Here is an 18,866-nt window from a genome sequence, read left to right as displayed (position 1 = left end):
TCCTCTTCTTGAACAAGGGCTGTTGAAAAGGTATCCATTTGCAATATGATTGCCCATGTATTCCTCCGCAAACAGCCCCATGAATTGTTACTTTTTCATTGAAATAATATTGGTAGAGCCTGCTCTTTGGTAACCTGATTTTCCTAGCGTAATCTCTTGCCCCATTAGGCTAGTGAAAACGACAGGCGTAATAATGGAAGGCACTTGATCCTTAATTTTTGTGATGTCTGCTTTTAATAATGCATCCCCACGTTTAATTGTTTGACCATCTGACACAAGCATGTCAAAGCCTTCACCATTAAGCGTTACAGTATCCAATCCGACATGAATTAATAATTCTAATCCTGTATCAGATTTTAAACCGATCGCATGCTTCGTAGGGAAAATCATCACCACTTGACCGTCAAACGGTGCATAAACAGTTCCATCTGTCGGACGAATCCCAAAACCAGGACCCATCAGGCCAGCAGAGAAGGCTTCATCCGGTACTTCAGATAACGGTAATAAATCTCCCGTCATCGGCATTTCAAAATCATGGAAAGTTGTTGTTGCGTCACTTTTTACTTCTACTGTCGCTACAGGCTGTTCCGTCGGCAATTGGGCATTAGCAGGTGCTGGGTTGCCTTTTTGCAGACGTTCTTTCATAGCCTCCGCTAAAAACTCAACAGATGTTCCAATAATTACTTGTACATTGGTTTTACTAATACGCATAACACCTCGCGCACCAGTTTGTTTCAATGTTTTTTCATCCACGACACTGGCATCCTGTACGGACATACGTAAGCGAGTCGTGCAGTAATCCACTTGCTGAATATTATCTTTACCACCTAATGCTTCAATTGTGTAGTAGGCACGTAAATCGATATCATCGGAAATAGCTGAATGTGATTCACCATCTTCTTCGTCATCATCTTCACGTCCTGGTGTTTTTAAGTCCAATTTTTTAATTAAGAAGTAGAAGACCACAAAATATATCGCCCCAAAACCTAAACCTAATGGTAGAAGCAGTAATGGACTGTCAGCCAAACCTAAGTTAAGCAAGTAGTCAATTAACCCGGCTGAGAATCCAAAGCCATCACGGAACCCAACAATATAGGCAACCGCAAGCGAAATACCTGTTAATACTGCATGGATACCATAAAGTACTGGTGATAAGAACATGAATGAAAATTCAATCGGCTCCGTAACACCTGTTAAAAAGGCAGTTAAAGCAATAGATACGAACATCCCACCAACGATCGGACGTTTTTCTTTTTTCGCTGTAAAATACATCGCAAGACAAGCCGCTGGTAAACCAAACATCATAATTGGGAAGAATCCAGCTTGGAAATGTCCAGCTGTTGGATCTCCTGCTAAGAAACGATTAATATCCCCTTTCACAATTTCTCCCGCGGCATTCGTAAATTCACCGAAGTCGAACCAAATAACCGTATTAATTACATGGTGAAGACCAACTGGTATTAATAGACGGTTGAAGAAACCATACATCCCAACACCAAGTGATCCTGCACCGATCATCCAATTTCCGACAGCATCAATACCGCCCTGAATTGGTCCCCAAACGATCGCTAAAATACTCGCTAAAATCGCCATGGTGATGGACGTGATAATTGGTACAAACCGTCGTCCACCAAAGAATGATAACCATTCTGGAAATTTCACATTATAATATTTGTTATACAGTAACCCTGCCGTAATACCGGCAATAATACCGCCAAACACACCCATATTTAATTCTTCATTAACCGTCCCTAAAACGGCTATTAATACGAGGTGAGCAATCGCACCCGCAAGAGCGGCTCCCCCACTGCTATCATGTGCTAACCCCATCGCAATACCAATCGCAAAAATAATAGGTAAATTGCCTAGTATAGCATTCCCAGAAGCGGCCATAATACTAGCAATGTACTGAATGGCTTCATTCGGTACTGCACCAAGCATATCCCCAGAACCTAAACGCAAAAGCAAAGCTGCTGCCGGTAATGTCGCGATTGGAAACATAAGTGACTTACCGATTTTTTGTAAGAAAGCAAACATTCTTCATCCCCCTTTGGTATAGTTGTCTAGACCACTTTTATGAAAAAAAAGCGTTTTCATTAAGTTGCTATTATTATAGGCGCAATTTGAAAAAAAATAAATACTTTTTTAATAATTCTTGATGTAAAAAAAACCGTACCCCAATAAAGCATTAGGGCACAGTTCTTATTTAAATTATGCAGTAACGTCTCGTTTCATAAAGGATGTATAACTAATCACTAGGAAAATTACGGCGTAAATAGCTAATACAGTTAGCGAGAATGGCATTGTCATATCTGGAACCATTAAAATACCTTTTTCATATTGAGTTAAATCTGAATGTGTTAGCCAAATGTATTTTACAACGTCGTATCTACTTAAGAACATGACGATCATGCCACCTGTAAATGAAAGGAACATTGTTAAGCCGATTGCTAATGAGCTAGAACGGAACACTGAACCAACTAAAAAGGCAAATAATGTCGACATGACAAAATCACCGCCAGAGAGTAGGTAATGATAGGCTAAATCATTCCATACTGCCTTTTCAGCCACCTGCCCATTGACAACTTCTAATTCCACACCTGAGCCTACACCAAATAATACTAAACCTACAATTGCACTCACCACTACGTTTACGGCCACTAAAAACAAGCCGAATAAGAAAGTCGTTAATAGTTTAGACGTTAACACTTTCGCACGGGACATTGGGCGAGTCAACAGCATTTTTATGGTACCTGTTGAAAATTCACTGGAGACAATACTTGCGGCTGTAATCACCGTAAATAATGTGACAAGTGTTAGCATATTGCTTGTAAAGGACATAAAGCTTGCAAGGCTGTTATCTTTTTGACTCGGCGCATCATGGGCTAAACGGTACTCCGAAATAGCAATTCGTTCTTCAAAAAATGCTTTGTCTTCCTCGGATAAATCCTCCTCTGCTAGCATTGCCTTATTATTTTGGATAGACTGCTGCTCTATCTCCTGCCATGATCCCTCATCTGATGATTTACCCTCATAATATTTCATGATGCCACCAGGAACTAAAATGACAAGGACAAGCATAGCGACCATCGCCCACGTCCCTTTTTTATGCCATAATTTCATCCATTCATTTTGAATTAGCTTCAGCAATTTGTCCGCCTCCAGTCATTTCTAAGAATTGATCTTCTAATGTTTTCTGATGTGGCTGTACGGCAAATAGCTGCATACCTGCTTGCACAAGCCCTAACGTCAATGCAGGAACATCTTCTTTCTTCAATTCAATTACATAGCCTTGATTCACTGCCTCAAACTTGTAATCATGTTGTGCCAGATGGGCAGAAACCTGCTCTTTTGGCTGTGCTTCCACATAGTAGAACGACGTACTTTCATTGTGAATTTCACGAATGTCGATCAGTTTCCCATTTTGTATGACGGCTACTCGATCACACATTAATTCAATTTCAGATAATAAGTGACTGGATACAAAAACAGAAACATTATCTTCTGCCGCAATTTTGCGAAGGTACATACGGAATTCCCGAATACCAGCAGGGTCTAAGCCATTCGTTGGTTCATCTAATATTAGAAATTTTGGTCGATGTAATAACGCCTGAGCAAGCCCTAGTCGTTGACGCATACCAAGAGAATACGTTGCAACCTTCTCATGGATACGATTTTCTAGACCCACCTGTTTAACGACTTCCATGATTCGTTCTTTTGTAACATTTTTATGCATACGTGCAAAATGCAATAAATTTTTATAGCCCGACATAAATTTATACATTTCTGGATTTTCGACAATCACGCCAACCTTGCTAATCGCTTCCTCATAATGCTCCTGTAGTGAAAGCCCATCAATGATAACCTTGCCCTCTGTTGGATGCATGAGACCTGTCATCATACGAATCGTCGTTGTTTTCCCTGCCCCATTGGGTCCTAAAAAACCTGTAATTTGTCCTGGATATAAATCAATGTTTAATTGTTGTATTAATTGCTTTCCACCAATGGTCTTCGATAGATTTTGCAATTGAACAATTGGTTCTGTCATATTTATTCACCCTTTCTTTATTGTTAGGCCTAATCGTTAAAAGCTATTGCGGTCTGTGTCATTGGTAGAAGAACGATAAAAACCTTTCATCCACTCAACCGCATCTTTATTGGTCACATCACGCAATGTCTCTACATCTTCATAAGCTGTGATAGAGCCCGCTTTTAATAAAATAATTTGATCTAAAATAGGTTCAACCTCATATAATTCATGTGTAGACAGCAAAATCGTTTGATTTTCGATGTCCGTAAATTGAATTAAACCTTTAATGAGCTGCTCTCGCACAATCGGATCTAGCCCAGCAAATGGTTCATCCATTAAATAATAAGGAACTTCTCGGCCCAGTGTAGCAGCCATTTTCATACGACCACGATTCCCTTTTGATAATTGACGTAGCTTCGTATTTTTATCCACCTGTAAAAATTCTGCTACTATACAAGCCTTATCATAGGAAAAGTCTTCAAATTGAGAGGCGTAGTGCTGAAAAAGCTGTTCACCCGTATAATAATCAAAAAACAAATCTGTATCTGGTAAGTAAGCAATTTGGTCCGCACTACGTCGGGAAATGGGTTGACCATTCAATACTACTTCACCAGCTGATGATCGTAGTAAGCCCGCTAAAACTTTGAGAAGTGTAGATTTACCACTACCATTTTCCCCAACTAGCCCAATTATCTGTCCTATAGGAAAGGAAAAGGATATATCCTGTAAAATGGGCTTATTCTTATACTGAAAAGAGACATTCGATAGCTGTAACATTCCTTCACCTCACGCTTTATTTTTTAAAACAATGAGCATTTCTTCCTTAGAAAATCCCAATGCCTCGATGGAAGTTAAAAAACTTTCGGCTAACTTATTTTTCATATCATCCCGTAATACTTCAATGCGTTCCTCATTGGTCGTAATAAATGTGCCCTGTCCTCGTTTAGTTTCCGTTATATTCATTGCCTCTAACTCCTTATAGACTCGTTGCACTGTATTAACATTGACACCTGTTTCGACTGCATATTCTCGAACAGAGGGCAGTCGATCCCCAAGCAATATGTGCCCCTTCAAAATGTCTCCGCATATCCGATCGACAAGCTGACTATAAATCGGTTTATCACGTGAAAAATCCATCGTCATCGTAATACCACCTTTTCAAGCCACTTGGATGCCGCTAAAAAGAGCAGCACGATGAGTACTATAGAAGCAACTTCTTCCACAACATAAATAGAGCCTAGCCTCCATTCCATCGTTGTCGCCGCTCTTACTTTGGGTAAAAACGGTTCTAATTTGCTTAACGAAATGGCGCCACGTTGGAAAACCGTTTCATAAAACGGACTCTCCGTTATTCGTACCCAAGCAGATGTTGTAAAGCCAAAAGCAACCATCGTCAACACAATGGAAAAACGCCCAATTACATGCTTCAATTGCAAGTAAAAAGCTAAAAAGAACAACAGCAAAACAAATAACATAAATTGGAAAATAGTTAATGCAATAACGATTATTACTAAAACAAAAATGATTTGTCCAATATTTGCAATAAACTCTTCTTTTAGATGAAAGATGGCAAAACTTACAAAGAGCGTATTAAAAAGCACATACCCTATTAGTGAACAGGCTATCTTTGCTCCAATTAGCTTTGTGATGGAACTAGTGGAATGGAGCCAACTTTCCTTAGCTTTAATATCCAATCGCATACTCGCTAAAAATTGTAAGACGGAATAAAATCCACCTACAAAAAGGACGAGAAGTGTAAAGGCAAATGCAAGCTGATTTTCTTGAGCAAAGAGATCAACAAATTGATGCAATACATAGGGAACGATCCAGGAAAGCATAATGCCTGAAAATATCCCCATCAAAAACCATGAGCGATAAAGTACCCATTCTTTTTTTAAAAGTCCTACAAAACTTTTCATGCTCAGCACCTCGTGTCATAGTGTACTAGTCAGATATTACACTATGACTTCCTTATTTTCAAGTGCCAAATACAAGAAAAAGGAAGATAGAGCCTCATTTGATTAGAATGAAACCTTTAACCTGTATAGCCTAAGGACTTCACGCATCAATTTAGTAAAATCAGAATACATTGAGAGCACACAAAGACGAAGGAAAGGTGATAGTGGAATGGAAAAAAGGGTGTTATTTGATTTTGACATTGAATTTACAAATGGAGGGGGCATTCAAGGGCAAAAATTTCGCCTTGATATTGAAGGAGATGACATCTCTGACGAAGAGTTAGCTCAATATATTGTAGAAGATATGAGGTTACTAATGGTGGGCAAAGTAAGCATTCTTAACAAGAGAATTATTAATGAAAAACATAAACGACAAGATTAGTCCAACTTAGACCTCTTAATGCATTAAAAAAGAAGAGCCCTCTTTAGGACTCTTCTTCTCTATACCATTTTCCCTACTACTTTTACTTTTAATCTTGTTGCGTTTTCTGGATGATAGGCTAATGGCGTTTCTTCCACTTCAACCAATTCAATGGTATCCGCAAGGGCACCTGCTAATACAGCTTGTTTCACTGCTTTATTTTGTGCATCCTTTAAAGATTCATCACGAGGTTCTTTGGAATAAATATAAATTTGCTCGTATTGTCCACTAATTTGTGCAATGGATGCTCCAATGGCATTTGCCACACCGCCATATTCCGATTTGGCAATTGTTGAAACACCTTGAATTGTTTCTGGCACAATAATACTACCCCCGCCTACTAAAACAAGCGATACATCCTCTGACGATGTTTTCATTTTATCAATGGCCTGTTCTAGTAACGAGGAAATTTCTTCTTGAACGGCTTTAGCAAATGCTTCATCAATATGTGCCACTAAATTTGGATTTCCTACTTCTGCAAGACCTAAACGGACGGCAATATCTGTTGTTGTCATCGTCGACCCACCAAATACTAATGCCTCTTCACTAATTTTATAGCCGACACTATCTGGTCCAACGGTAATTTTATTATCCTTCACTCGAACAATACTACCACCACCTAGTCCGACTGAAATAATGTCAGGCATTCTAAAGTTAGTGCGGATATCCCCTACCTCCACCGCGACTGAAGATTCTCGGGGGAATCCATCTTGTAACACACCAATATCCGAAGTAGTACCACCTACATCTAATACCATTGTATTTTGAATTTGTGATAAATACGAAGCACCTCGAATACTATTTGTAGGTCCACAAGCTATCGTTAAGATTGGGAATTGCTTCGCATAGTCGATGGACATTAATGTACCGTCATTTTGACAGAGGTACACTTCTACATTAAAAATGCCTTCCGCTTGAAGGGCTTGAATAAAACCCTGTGTTGTCGTCTCAATGACCTTGCATAGAGCTGCGTTTAGAATCGTTGCATTTTCACGCTCAATTAAGCCTACAGAGCCAATTAACGATGAGCAAGAAACTGGGAAATCTTCACCATAGATCGCTTGAATCCAATCACGAACCTGCAATTCTTGATCATTTTTAATAGATGAAAAGACACCTACAATGGCAATTGATTCTACTTGGTCACGCCATTCTTCTAAGAGCTTTGTAATCTCTTCCTGATCAAGCGCACTCAATAGCTGGCCATCGTATTCATAGCCTCCATGTGCGATTGCATAATTTCCTGATAATTTTTCAATCATATCGGATGGCCAAGCTGTATAAGGTAGCACTGATGCTGTAGCTGGATAGCCCAGTCGAATCACACCAACCCTTGCTAGCTTCTTACGTTCAACGATGGCATTTGTACATTGAGTAGTCCCTAGCATCGCATGTGTAATTTTCGTTTTATCAATGTTTGCACCCTGTAATAATTGCTGTAACGATTGTTCGATACCTGATTTAATATCTAAACTTGTCGGTGACTTCACACTATAAACAAGCTGACTATTATGATCTAAAAGTATGGCATCTGTATTTGTTCCGCCTACGTCAATTCCGATTTTATACATGTTCAGCTACCCCCTTTTTCACCAATTCTTCAATTGGCACGAAATTATAATCATACCCAAAGTATTTTGGTCCTGCTGTTTCTATCCCTTTTGCTGTGCGCCATTTTTCATGTGATGGTAAACCAATGACACGCACACGTTTACCGTATTTTAAACTCTCTGTCGTCACAGGCAATAATGTCTCATAATCGACTAAACAAATCAGGTCAGGTGTCATCGCCACAACTTGATCGTTCTTCTCTGCCAGTAAATTTTCATTTTGGAAATGCACCTTCATCTGATCCTCTTTATAGCCATCAATTCCTTCAAGAAGCATTTTCCCTAAGTTAAAGCCGCCCTTCGTTTCACGAATCACATCAACAATTTTCCCTTGAAATAGCTCGTACCCTGCAATAAGCTTTAAAAGGCTTGCTAGCTTATCGATCACCTCTTGATCTTTAGAAGCAATAATTTCACCGATTTTTTCAGAAAGTGTCACAATATGATGCACACCACTTTTTTTAATTTGAGCACCAGTTGTTGGATACAAGCTCACTAATGAGCTAGCTCCCATCTCAACAGTTGCCGAGCGGGCGATACGCTCTGTCCATTTATTATCAATCGTTTCAAAAATGCCGATATTACCCTTTTCATCTGTGATGGCCATAGGTGTTGCCGAAATACCATCTAGATTAAACGTCACCATTTGCAACTCTGGGAATGCGCGCCCCATACCATCGCAATCAATCAAAGGTAAACCTAGCTGAGCAGCCACCACAATCGGAATCATCGAATTGACCCCACCCGCTTCCATCGGGTATGTACCAGCAATTTTATCCTTCCCTAAATATTGTGCAAGCTTTTGGAAAACTTTTACGAACTCGTCGCCACGAGGAAATTTTTCAACTAAAACCGATGGTGCTCCCATCATAGCTGCGGGAATGAAAAAATCCTCATCCTCAATTTCATCCACGGAATACAACCGAACAGGGCCATTTTTTTCAATAGCAGAAAGTGCCATTAATTTCCCGATATACGGATCTCCGCCACCACCTGTCCCTAGAAATGCTGCACCTATAGCTATATGTTCAATAGCCGCTTGATCTAAATATCTCATCTATGTTCCTCCAATATGACAGTTTTTTGTACGGATACACGATATCCAATATAATAAATAGCAAATGAAATAATAATGCCGATCATCGGTTGATTAGGTAATGTCGGCAATTCAGGAAATAAAGAGAATACGACGGGCATACAGGCAATCACTGCCCCAACTAGCCAAGAAAGCACCCCTAAGCGATTAACGCCTTCCACCTCAACCCAGCTATCTTTACGACCTTTATGGATGACCCAATAGGAAGCAATCATGACACCTGCAACAGGTGGAATCATCGCGGATAGAATCGACATAATTGGTGTGAAATAATTTAAAATCCCTATGACTGCTAAAATCGTACCAATTGTCCCAGCAACAAAAATTGCCATTCTCTCTTTGTTTTTTGCTACGTCAAATACATTAATTAAGGCAATACCGCCTGAAATCGCATTGACCAAATTGGTTTTCCAAGTAGCTAAAATCAAGCCAACCCCGCCAATAAATGGTGTAGCAATATGCAAAAAGACTGCGGTAATATCGCTTGTTTGATAAGCAATTGTTAAAATGGCCCCTACGCCAATCATTAGCACTCCAGCAGGAATAATTCCTAACGTAGCAGCCTTGAAAACATCTGAACGTTTTTTGGAAAATTGCGAATAATCCCCCGCTATAACTGCCCCTAATGCGAATGAACCAATTGTCACTGCTAAACCATCCATAAAGCTCATATTTCCTTGTGGTTGGTAAGCACGTATAAACTCCAACTGATCCCCTGTTAACGTTTGGACTAAACCGTATACGCAAATAATGACTAATAATGGGACAGCAATATAGCTTAATGTACGTAATACTTTCATGCCATAGATAGCAGATACAACCATCACCATACCACTTATGAACGAAGCTAAAGGAACTGGTATATTTAAGTGATAGATTGCTAGCAAATTTGCTAAGGCAACCCCACAAACATTAGCCTGAATACCAAACCACCCTAAGCAAGCGATAGCTAGGATAATAGACAAAATAGTTCGAGAGCCTTTTTTACCGAACACTTGACCAGCGACATGGACAGTTGGCTTACCTAAATCACTGCTTTGCATTCCTTGTAATATCATAATAAATACGACGATCGCGTAGCCTACAAATGCTACAGCCAGTGCCTTCGATAAACTCATACTTGTAATGAGTGCATTCCCTACCAATAAACTAGGAATACATATCATGGCACCCGCCCAAATAATCCCTAAGCTATACCACGATTGAACATTGTTGTCATTTCTCAAGTGACTCCCTCCTTATACTTGGGTGATGGATGAATGTTTTTAATTATAAAGAAAGTATGGAAGAGAGTCTTTTGCGTAAATAAAAAAAATAATCTGAAATTTTGTTCAAAATGACAAAATTTCAGATTATTCTAGTCATTGATTAATCGATAGAGCATGCAAGCCATATACACATCATAAAATTCGGCGTAAATGGTCACATCTATCCCAATCAGTTCACTAATTTTTTTGATACGGTATTTCACCGTATTTTTATGAATATAAAGTAGCTCTGCACAGCGCTCCACACTCGCATGTGCATCTAATAAAAAGGTAATCAATGTCTGTAATGTATCATGATCATGTAAAATGGGGTCAATGACCGATAAGTATTCCTCAATCATTTCTTCCCCCTGCTTACTTACATCCATAGCTCTTTTCATGGAACGAACCTCAGCTGCTGTAAATAATTTTCGCATGGGGTATATCGTGTGGGCTTTATCACCTACCTGATTGACCAACTGATACATCTGACGAACGGCCTTCGTGTTTTTCATTTTTGGTGCATAGACGATTTCTGCGATTTGTCCAGCATAATTGGTAGTTTCATTGTATTCGGCAGTAATTTCAAACTCATGGTGCTTGTACATGCAATTACCAAGTAGAACAATCATACAATGGTCCATACATTGAATAACTCTTGTTTGATAGTATTTAGACAGCTGCTCTTCTAACTCATCTCGAATCTTTTTTTCATCCGCTAAATCATGCATATATACTAACCACATCATTTGAATAGCAGAAACATCTATATGAAGGAGATTGGCTAATCTTCTCATTTTTTCACTTTCATCATTAATGATTGCTTTGACTAAGGCATACTCGCTGACCTCATCATGCTTGTCTCCCCATAAATTAATCGCCACTTGGACAACCTCACTTACCTTTTCAATTGTCTTGGCAGGTAACTTGGTATTTTCTTTTATAAGGAATAAAAAAAGAGGCTCCCCATTTTTTTGATGTACTCTTTTATATTCAATCACACATGAGATGTCACTTCGTTTGAATTCACCTTTACCTGTTTCACGATAAACTTGTGATTGTGAGCATTCATGGATAGCGTGGACCACATCTAATGATGAATTTCTTGGCCACATGACTTGATTGATAATATCTAAATGACTATTGGTTAATAGAATATTGGCTTTCAAGCGATCTGATAGCATTTTCAATGTAATTTCGACACTTCTTAAATGCTCTGGCAATAAGGATACCTTCTCTAATGTTTCCTTGACGAAATGGTCATTGACACCCTGATTACTAACAATCGCTTCCATAACTTCATAAATAACCTCATTATAACGAAGGGAATAATCATTCTTTGGCATACAGATGATAATAAACCCTTGAGATTCCGCTAAGGCGAGCACTTCCTCTGGTATATGTGGCAACACGATACCAACATAATATAAGATAAGGCCCAGCTCTCCTAAATCGTGTAAATGCTGTATGGTTTCACATTGCTGTTCTACACTATCTCGAATGGAATAGAAGGAGCTAATGACGAGCTCTTCTGCATACCATTCCTCTTGCACACGATTAATAATTTTCGAATAAAAATCAACATTCGATACTTCTAAAACGGATAAAGAAGAAACCGTACGATGCAGATTATCTCGCCCTGTTAAAACCTCTGCCCCGCGAAAGGAAGGCAAATGCAGTAAATCTTTCACCGTTACCCCCATGTTCAACCACCACTACTTTTTCTAAATTTTCTATACAATGTCTTGTGAAGAAGAATACCATAATCGCACCTGTCTTTCAAAATATGGGTGTATTCATATTTCATAACCTCGCATGTACGTGCTAAAATAATAGCTAAGTTTATGAGGTAAGAGAGGAAAAAAGAGAATGTCTAGACTAACAAATAGAGACACATCGTTTGGCACGACAATCCGAGAAAGCTTACAGGCAGATTGCCAAAGCTGTTTTGGCTTATGTTGTACCGCATTAAATATAGTAGCTTCTAGTGATTTTGCCATGGATAAACCAGCAGGCAAGCCATGCTCCAATTTAAAGGAGGATTATAGCTGTCAAATTCATAGCAAGCTAAGAAAAAGTGGCTATAAAGGCTGTACTGTTTTTGATTGCTTAGGGGCAGGTCAGCAAGTTTCCCAAGTGACATTTAAAGGGCAAGATTGGCGCCAATCACGAGAGCATGCTGAGAAGATGTTTCAAGTGTTTCCAATTATGGAGCAGCTATATGAAATGATTGCGTATGTAGCTGAAGCTCTTTCCTATCCAGTTGACGATACGCTCCATGAACAGCTCCTCGTTCAATTAGAGCAGCTACAGCAGGCAACAGAGCTTGACGCTAATGGCTTATTGGCACTGGACATGATTGCTATTCGTATGCCAGTAAACGCACTTCTTTTAAAAACAAGCGAACAAATGCGGCAACAGCTAGTAAAGGGGAAAACTTCTCCTAAATTAAATCAGCGTGGTGCTGATTGGATGGGGAAAAATTTCAAGGGGAAAGATTTACGAGCTACTGATTTAAGAGGTAGCTATTTAATTGCTGCCAATTTACAAGGAGCCAATTTACAAGGGGTAGATTTCATTGGGGCTGATATGCGTGATACCAATTTACGCGGCGCAGATCTATCGACAAGTTTATTTTTAACACAAATGCAAATCAATGCCGCACAAGGTGACAGCACTACGAAACTACCTTCGTATATTAAACGTCCCGCTCATTGGCAATAAAAAAGGATGCCTCCAATAGAGACATCCCTTTCCGCCATAAGCGTTTTACTAAAGACGCTTAGGCTTGCTTCTTTTTATAAATGATCGTTGCCCCGATCAATGCTAGTAATATCGCTTGGCCAATCATCGTTTCTACGGTTGGATAGAAACCAATCATGCTTACGACAGGTAAGCCATCAACAATCGTTGTAGAAATCTTATTAGTTAGCTGCAATGTATGCAGACTGACACCGATAATTTTAAAGGCTAATATATAAATAAGCCAGGTCGCTACGGCAAAGAATTTATGAATAGGAATTTTGCCACTTGCCTTAAACAACACAACGGCAAGCACGGCAAGGATAATGAGTGCCACGACAATCCCAAGAATAAATTGAGAAGTCGCCATTTTCGGTGCAATACCCGCATAAAAGACAAGCGTTTCTGCCCCTTCTCGGAAAACGGATAAGAAGCTAATCGCTGCCATCGCAAAAATAGAGCCACTGGAAATGGCATTGCCCATTTGCTTCGAAATATAGCGATTCCAACTGACCACACTCGATTTACTATGCAGCCAAATACCTACACCAATCATCATTGCTGCAGCCAGTAAGCCTACATAGCCTTCCATTAATTCACGATTCGTATCAATTGTAGCCGAATTTAAAATCGTTGACATAAGAACTGCGGCAACTGCTGATAACAGAACGCCCACAAACGCTCCGATATAAATCCATTTACGCATTTTCTTCTGCCCTGATTTATTAAGAAATGACACAAGAGCTAATATAATGAGTAAAGCCTCTAGCCCTTCTCGAAGTAATATTAACGCGGCATCCCAAACTGTATAATCTGAATCACCTTGAATTAACTCGATTTCCGTACGGAATGTATTTAATTTTTTCGTAATAGCCCCTTGATCGACAGAGGATTTTAATAAATCACTGGCGATTATGGGCATATCACTTTCAATTTTTGTATATAGACTACCATTACGAGTTGAGATTTCTATTTCAACTCGTGGCCAAATCGTGATAAATTCACGAACCTTATTAGAGGCTGCCTTATAATCACCATTATCTACATAGTCCAACGCCTCATCAATATAAGCAATTAATGTAGCTAGCGAATAGTCTCCTTCTACCGCTTCAGCCGTTTCTTTACCCGCTACAAAATCTACAATTGTTTGTTGTAAATCTGCAAATTGAGTTTTCATTAAAGCGATATCTGGTTCTTCCGCAGAAATAGAGATTCGTAGAAATGCCATCTGTGTTTCGATTTGCCCATACATGGCAATACTTTGCTCACGTACAGGTCGCTCACTTTTATTCCACTTGAGATTAAAATCCTTGTAGGCTTCATCAATAGCCTGAACATCACCACTAGCTAAAGCATTTTCAAAGTCTGCCAAAATTGGCTTCATCTTTTGTCCAAACTCTGCTCGCTGTGCAGCCTCATCTACTGGATTTTCCAGTTTTTCTAGCGCCCGTAATGCATTCGACAATGCTGACAACGCCTCTAAACGGTCATCCTTTGACTTGGCCTCTGTTGCTTGCGCAAGGATCTCATCAACCTTTGCTTTCGCCTCTTTTTGTTCTGAAGAAACCATAGCCCAGTCTGTGGCAAACTGTTCAAGCGCCTGTTTCGCCTCTGCCTCTTTATCCTGCTTCGTATTCATCAATGCATCACTAATCGCAATATATAAAGGACTATACGATTGCGCAGCTTGCACTGGTAAAGCTAAAGTCAGAACTAAAGCAATCACAATACTACAGCGCGTTAAAAAGTGCTTCACCTAAATAACTCCCCTTTTGTACACCAGGGAAGCAAGCAAACACTGCACTGCCTCGATGGGTAATATACTCATTCATTTTATCCATACGCCCTAAGCTATTTTGAATCGTTGTAAATTGGGCTGGGTCTTTTTGAAATGAAATAAAGATAAGCCCCGCATCATGAGTGCCTGTATTCGACATCACACCTGATGCATAGGAATAGGATCTACGCAAAATACGAGCTCCTGATTTACGAGCTAAGTGAACATGTGATGTATCAGGCATAATATAATTCCCTTTATCATCCTTCGCCTCTACATCAAAATCATCAAATTCCTTTGTCTTACCCATCGGTGCTCCACTATCACGGTAACGACCAAATGTAGCTTCTTGATCTTTTAAAGATGTACGATCCCATGTCTCAAGATGCATTTGAACTTTACGCGCAACTAAATAAGAGCCACCTTGTAGCCAGCCTTTATCCACCCAAACAACCTTCTTTAAATCCTTCTCATCTGTAATGGATGGATTCACCGTACCGTCCTTGAATGCAAAGAGGTTTCGGGGGGTACCACCACCTGCTGGAAACGAGTTAAAGCCAGACTGTGACCATTTAATCTCCACTTTCCCTGACGCTGCACGTACTAAATTGCGGACTGCATGGAATGCCACCTGCGGATCATCTGCACAGGCTTGAATACATAGATCACCACCTGTATATTCTTTCAGTAGCTGATCCTTTGGGAAATGTGGTAAATCCTTTAATTCCGCTGGCTTTAAATGCTGCATACCAAGCTTATCAAATAAGGAAGCTCCAACACCAATAGTAATTGATAAATTGGCAGCATCTAAGCCCTCTGCCTCACCTGTATCACCAGTCGGCACTCTCGTATTCGACGAAACATCAGCCATTAATTCACCATTCATTAAACGTACAACAAGAGGTGTCCATTGCTGGAACAACTCTTGCAGTTCCTTCTTCGATGTCACTAATACATCCAAAGAAGCAAAATAAATATTCGTTTGTACAGGTGTTACAATACCTGACTGATGACTGCCGTAGAAATTGACCTTATTGCTCGCAGTGGTACTGTCAGCAACAGGCTCAAAAACATCATAGCCCATTGCTTTCATCACACCACCTAAACCAGAGGCACCAATAGCAACACCTGCCACCCCAATGCCTGTCAGTTTCAACATATCACGTCTAGAGATTTTTTTATTCATCCATTTTTCTTCATTTGACGCTGTCATTTATGTTCACTCCAAAATGATACCCATTTGACTTAATGGTTCTCCAAGCTGATTTACCGCTGCCGCAAGCGCTTTTGTATGATCCTCTGTTAATTCTTCGTAGGAAACATAGCCACCATCAGCAGTTGCATGCTGTGCTAATAAATCGTCCACCGCCTTGAATTTTTCATCAAGTGTTGTAACTAATGTTGAATCTTTCGCTTCTAATTTTGAACGTAAAATTTCAAAGATTTTTTCAGCACCTTCAATATTCGCTTTAAAATCATACAGGTCTGTATGTGAATAAATTTCCTCTTCACCTGTAATTTTAGATGTGGACACTTCATTTAATAAATCAACTGCACCTGTAATCATTAAATCAGGAGTCACTTCAACTGTTTGTACAAGGGCATGTAATTCCTTGGCATCTGCAAGTAGCTGGTCAGCCACAGCCTCATAGCCTTTTGTTGTATTTTCTTCCCATAGTGCATACTCAAGCTTATGATAGCCTGACCACTCTTCTTCGCCTTTTCCTTCTTCCTGTATATCAGCTAAACGACCATCAATACGTGGATCAAGGTCACCAAAGCTTTCCGCAATTGGTTCAGAACGTTCAAAATACATACGCGCTGGTGCATAGGCCGCTTTTGCTCCTTCAATATCGCCAGCCTTAACAAGATTCACAAATTTCTCTGTTTCTAGTAAAAATTGATCCATTTGCTCTAATGCAAATTGTTGATAGGCTGATAGTTCAGAAGATAAATCAACCTCTTGTGTTGCTTTGTCTGTTTGCTCTGTTTCAGGCTTATCTTCTTTTTTTGTATCTTCTGTATTACCACAGCCAGCCATTAGAATGCCTCCTGCTACTAATACTGACAATAATGATTTATTTTTCATACTTCGTACCTACTCCCGATTTTGTTTTATATTGTGATGATAATGATTATCATCCTCTAATGCAAGATAATTTTTTTGAAAAAGAAAAAAACGTCATTTTTAAGTTGTTTTCGAAGAACAACTAGAAAAAAGACGTTTTTTCCACAATATAATGATTCTAATCTACGAAATTTTTGATTGTTTCAATTTTTCATATTTACCATGTAAGAAATAATAAAGTACAATTGATAATACAATGACAAAGACCATCGCAAAGAAGATGGCTCTGTAGCCCGCAGATGGAACAAATAATCCTAAGAAATAAGGCCCTACGCCTAAACCTAAATCATAAAAAATGAAGTAAGTAGATGTCGCAAGTCCTAAACGTTCATTCGGAGTTACTTTAATAGCAATAGCCTGTGCAACTGAGTTGAAGTTACCATATCCAATACCGATACAAGCAGCAGCAATTAAAAAAGCAATCGTTGTTGACGCTGAGCTAAATGCATACATACCAATAGCAAAAATCACCAAACATGGATAAATGATAATATTAGCGCCTCTTGTATCCAACAATTTCCCTGTAAATGGACGTGTAGCTAAAATGACAATCGCATAGATAATGAAGAAATAACTACCTGCTGATACTAAATCAAGCTCCTTCGCATAAAAGGTCATAAAGGACATGACGCCAGAATACGCAAAACCGATGACCAGTGCAACAAAAGCAATCGGTACAGCGCGCAATTCAATGAAGTTCGTCACCTTAAAGCCAGCCTTTGCTGCCGCATCCTTTGCCTTCTTCGGTGCATCTGGCACTGTTACGATAAAATACATGAAAAAGCAGATAATAGCTAAAACTGAATCTACAGCAAAAATCATGCGGTAATCCTCAAACAGCTGTGTTAATAAAATACCGACAAATGGTCCAATAGCTGTGGCCAAAATCGCACTTAAGCTATAATAACCAATTCCTTCACCGCGTCGCTCAGGAGGTAAAATCTGTGCAATAATCGTCCCCGTCGCTGTACTTGCCACCCCTAGGGCAATCCCCTGTACTAAACGATTCAGCATAAGTAAAGGTAAATTCCCTGCAATAAAATAGGACATCGTTGACAGCATAAATAAAAGCAATCCACAAAATAATGTTTTCTTACTGCCCCAATCCCCAATAATACGGCCCGTTCCAAGACGCCCTAATAATGTTCCGATAATAAAAATACTCGATACAAGACCCGCTGTACTTGTAGACGCATTAAAATGTTCCACTGCATAAGCAGCAATCGTAACCATTAATAAATAAAAGATTAACGTAATGGTAAAATTAATAAGTGAGACAATTAAAAAATCCTTTGTCCATAGTTTCTTTCTTGTTGTTCCTTCCACGTTACTCGCTCTCCTATTGATGAATATTCATACAAATTCTTTCAAAAACCTGTGTCGCTATTTCAATATCTCGTTGAGGTACACCTGCCAGTGCATGCTCAAAAAATGGCTTCAAGTGCGCTTTAATCTCCTGCACAAGCTCCTCTCCATGCGCCGATAAATGAACAAGCTTTTCCCGCTTATCCTTGCCCGGGATCGTTTCCACATAGCCAAGCTCCACAAGTTTATGTACAAGCTTCGTCACACTCGACTTCTCAATAGACATAAAATTCGCGATATCCACAAAGGAATGCGGACCTTTATCCTTTAAAAAACGAAGAACTGCCCACTGTGAGCTATATAACTGATACGGTTCAAGTTGCACATTCAGCTTATTGATAAATGGTCTATACATTAAACGATACTGATTAAAAAACTCCTGCTCGATTGTCAAAAAATCACTTCCTCTTTACATTAGTTAGCCTAGCTAACTATATACCTAAAATCTCTATTTGTCTAGTCGGGATTTCGCATCTATAGAATAAGGGTATT

17 protein-coding genes are annotated in these 18,866 nt (G+C 39.4%); 2 read left to right on the top strand and 15 right to left on the bottom strand.

The features are described from left to right. Nucleotides 1–87: 87 nt before the first annotated feature. The 6 genes from nagE to KVT27_RS05870 form a co-directional block, all read right to left on the bottom strand. Nucleotides 88–2,037: an N-acetylglucosamine-specific PTS transporter subunit IIBC gene (nagE, locus tag KVT27_RS05895; protein WP_036125183.1), complete on the bottom strand. Its 1,950-nt coding sequence runs from the start codon at nt 2,035–2,037 to the stop codon at nt 88–90. A gap of 174 nt (nt 2,038–2,211) precedes the next feature. Beyond that, nucleotides 2,212–3,150 carry an ABC transporter permease gene (locus KVT27_RS05890; protein WP_036146285.1) on the bottom strand — a complete coding sequence of 313 codons (939 nt, stop codon included), beginning with the start codon at nt 3,148–3,150 and terminating at the stop codon, nt 2,212–2,214. Continuing rightward, nucleotides 3,128–4,048 (bottom strand): ABC transporter ATP-binding protein, encoded by a 921-nt coding sequence (locus tag KVT27_RS05885; protein ID WP_036146288.1) that lies wholly within the window; start codon nt 4,046–4,048, stop codon nt 3,128–3,130. Before KVT27_RS05885 ends, KVT27_RS05890 begins: the two co-directional genes overlap by 23 nt. A gap of 36 nt (nt 4,049–4,084) precedes the next feature. After that, the gene (locus KVT27_RS05880) at nt 4,085–4,807 is read right to left on the bottom strand and encodes an ABC transporter ATP-binding protein (protein WP_036146289.1); all 723 of its coding nucleotides are present in this window, start codon (nt 4,805–4,807) and stop codon (nt 4,085–4,087) included. 9 nt (nt 4,808–4,816) lie between these two features. Beyond that, a complete protein-coding gene (locus tag KVT27_RS05875; RefSeq protein ID WP_008175786.1) occupies nt 4,817–5,173 on the bottom strand; it encodes a GntR family transcriptional regulator in 357 nt (118 codons plus the stop codon). Further along, on the bottom strand, nt 5,170–5,949 hold the full coding sequence (locus tag KVT27_RS05870; protein WP_036146292.1) for a hypothetical protein: 780 nt from the start codon (nt 5,947–5,949) through the stop codon (nt 5,170–5,172). Before KVT27_RS05870 ends, KVT27_RS05875 begins: the two co-directional genes overlap by 4 nt. Nucleotides 5,950–6,157: 208 nt before the next feature. On the opposite strand from KVT27_RS05870, the gene KVT27_RS05865 reads away from it, so the two are divergent. Further along, nucleotides 6,158–6,370 (top strand): cyclase, encoded by a 213-nt coding sequence (locus KVT27_RS05865; RefSeq protein WP_036125167.1) that lies wholly within the window; start codon nt 6,158–6,160, stop codon nt 6,368–6,370. 59 nt (nt 6,371–6,429) lie between these two features. Here KVT27_RS05865 and KVT27_RS05860 read toward each other — a convergent pair whose 3' ends face one another. The 4 genes from KVT27_RS05860 to KVT27_RS05845 all read right to left on the bottom strand — a co-directional run bounded on the left by KVT27_RS05860 (nt 6,430) and on the right by KVT27_RS05845 (nt 12,053). Beyond that, a complete protein-coding gene (locus tag KVT27_RS05860) occupies nt 6,430–7,980 on the bottom strand; it encodes a hydantoinase/oxoprolinase N-terminal domain-containing protein (protein ID WP_036125165.1) in 1,551 nt (516 codons plus the stop codon). After that, the gene (locus KVT27_RS05855; protein ID WP_036125164.1) at nt 7,973–9,076 is read right to left on the bottom strand and encodes an S-methyl thiohydantoin desulfurase family protein; all 1,104 of its coding nucleotides are present in this window, start codon (nt 9,074–9,076) and stop codon (nt 7,973–7,975) included. The genes KVT27_RS05860 and KVT27_RS05855 overlap by 8 nt, the downstream gene beginning before the upstream one ends. Next, nucleotides 9,073–10,341, bottom strand: coding sequence for a cytosine permease (locus KVT27_RS05850; RefSeq protein WP_036125163.1), 1,269 nt, complete (start codon nt 10,339–10,341; stop codon nt 9,073–9,075). The genes KVT27_RS05855 and KVT27_RS05850 overlap by 4 nt, the downstream gene beginning before the upstream one ends. 131 nt (nt 10,342–10,472) lie before the next feature. After that, the gene (locus KVT27_RS05845; RefSeq protein ID WP_309140218.1) at nt 10,473–12,053 is read right to left on the bottom strand and encodes a PucR family transcriptional regulator; all 1,581 of its coding nucleotides are present in this window, start codon (nt 12,051–12,053) and stop codon (nt 10,473–10,475) included. Nucleotides 12,054–12,231: 178 nt separating this feature from the next. On the opposite strand from KVT27_RS05845, the gene KVT27_RS05840 reads away from it, so the two are divergent. Further along, nucleotides 12,232–13,086 carry a pentapeptide repeat-containing protein gene (locus tag KVT27_RS05840; RefSeq protein WP_036125160.1) on the top strand — a complete coding sequence of 285 codons (855 nt, stop codon included), beginning with the start codon at nt 12,232–12,234 and terminating at the stop codon, nt 13,084–13,086. A gap of 58 nt (nt 13,087–13,144) precedes the next feature. Here KVT27_RS05840 and KVT27_RS05835 read toward each other — a convergent pair whose 3' ends face one another. The 5 genes from KVT27_RS05835 to KVT27_RS05815 form a co-directional block, all read right to left on the bottom strand. Then, complete coding sequence (locus KVT27_RS05835) at nt 13,145–14,860, bottom strand: FTR1 family iron permease (protein WP_036125157.1); 1,716 nt, start codon at nt 14,858–14,860, stop codon at nt 13,145–13,147. Next, complete coding sequence (gene efeB / locus KVT27_RS05830; protein WP_036125154.1) at nt 14,835–16,094, bottom strand: iron uptake transporter deferrochelatase/peroxidase subunit; 1,260 nt, start codon at nt 16,092–16,094, stop codon at nt 14,835–14,837. Before efeB ends, KVT27_RS05835 begins: the two co-directional genes overlap by 26 nt. Before the next feature lie 6 nt (nt 16,095–16,100). Beyond that, nucleotides 16,101–16,970 carry an iron uptake system protein EfeO gene (gene efeO / locus KVT27_RS05825; RefSeq protein WP_036125150.1) on the bottom strand — a complete coding sequence of 290 codons (870 nt, stop codon included), beginning with the start codon at nt 16,968–16,970 and terminating at the stop codon, nt 16,101–16,103. Nucleotides 16,971–17,132: 162 nt separating this feature from the next. After that, nucleotides 17,133–18,335 (bottom strand): MFS transporter, encoded by a 1,203-nt coding sequence (locus KVT27_RS05820; RefSeq protein WP_150907772.1) that lies wholly within the window; start codon nt 18,333–18,335, stop codon nt 17,133–17,135. Nucleotides 18,336–18,348: 13 nt separating this feature from the next. Beyond that, nucleotides 18,349–18,768, bottom strand: a complete 420-nt coding sequence (locus KVT27_RS05815; protein ID WP_217580922.1) for a MarR family winged helix-turn-helix transcriptional regulator — start codon at nt 18,766–18,768, stop codon at nt 18,349–18,351. Between the last annotated feature and the right edge of the window lie 98 nt (nt 18,769–18,866).

This window comes from Lysinibacillus sp. GbtcB16 (assembly GCF_019091145.1).
Lineage (GTDB): Bacteria > Bacillota > Bacilli > Bacillales_A > Planococcaceae > Lysinibacillus > Lysinibacillus fusiformis.
Note: the sequence above shows the minus strand (reverse complement) of the source record. Positions and strands in the feature narration are given on the sequence as shown.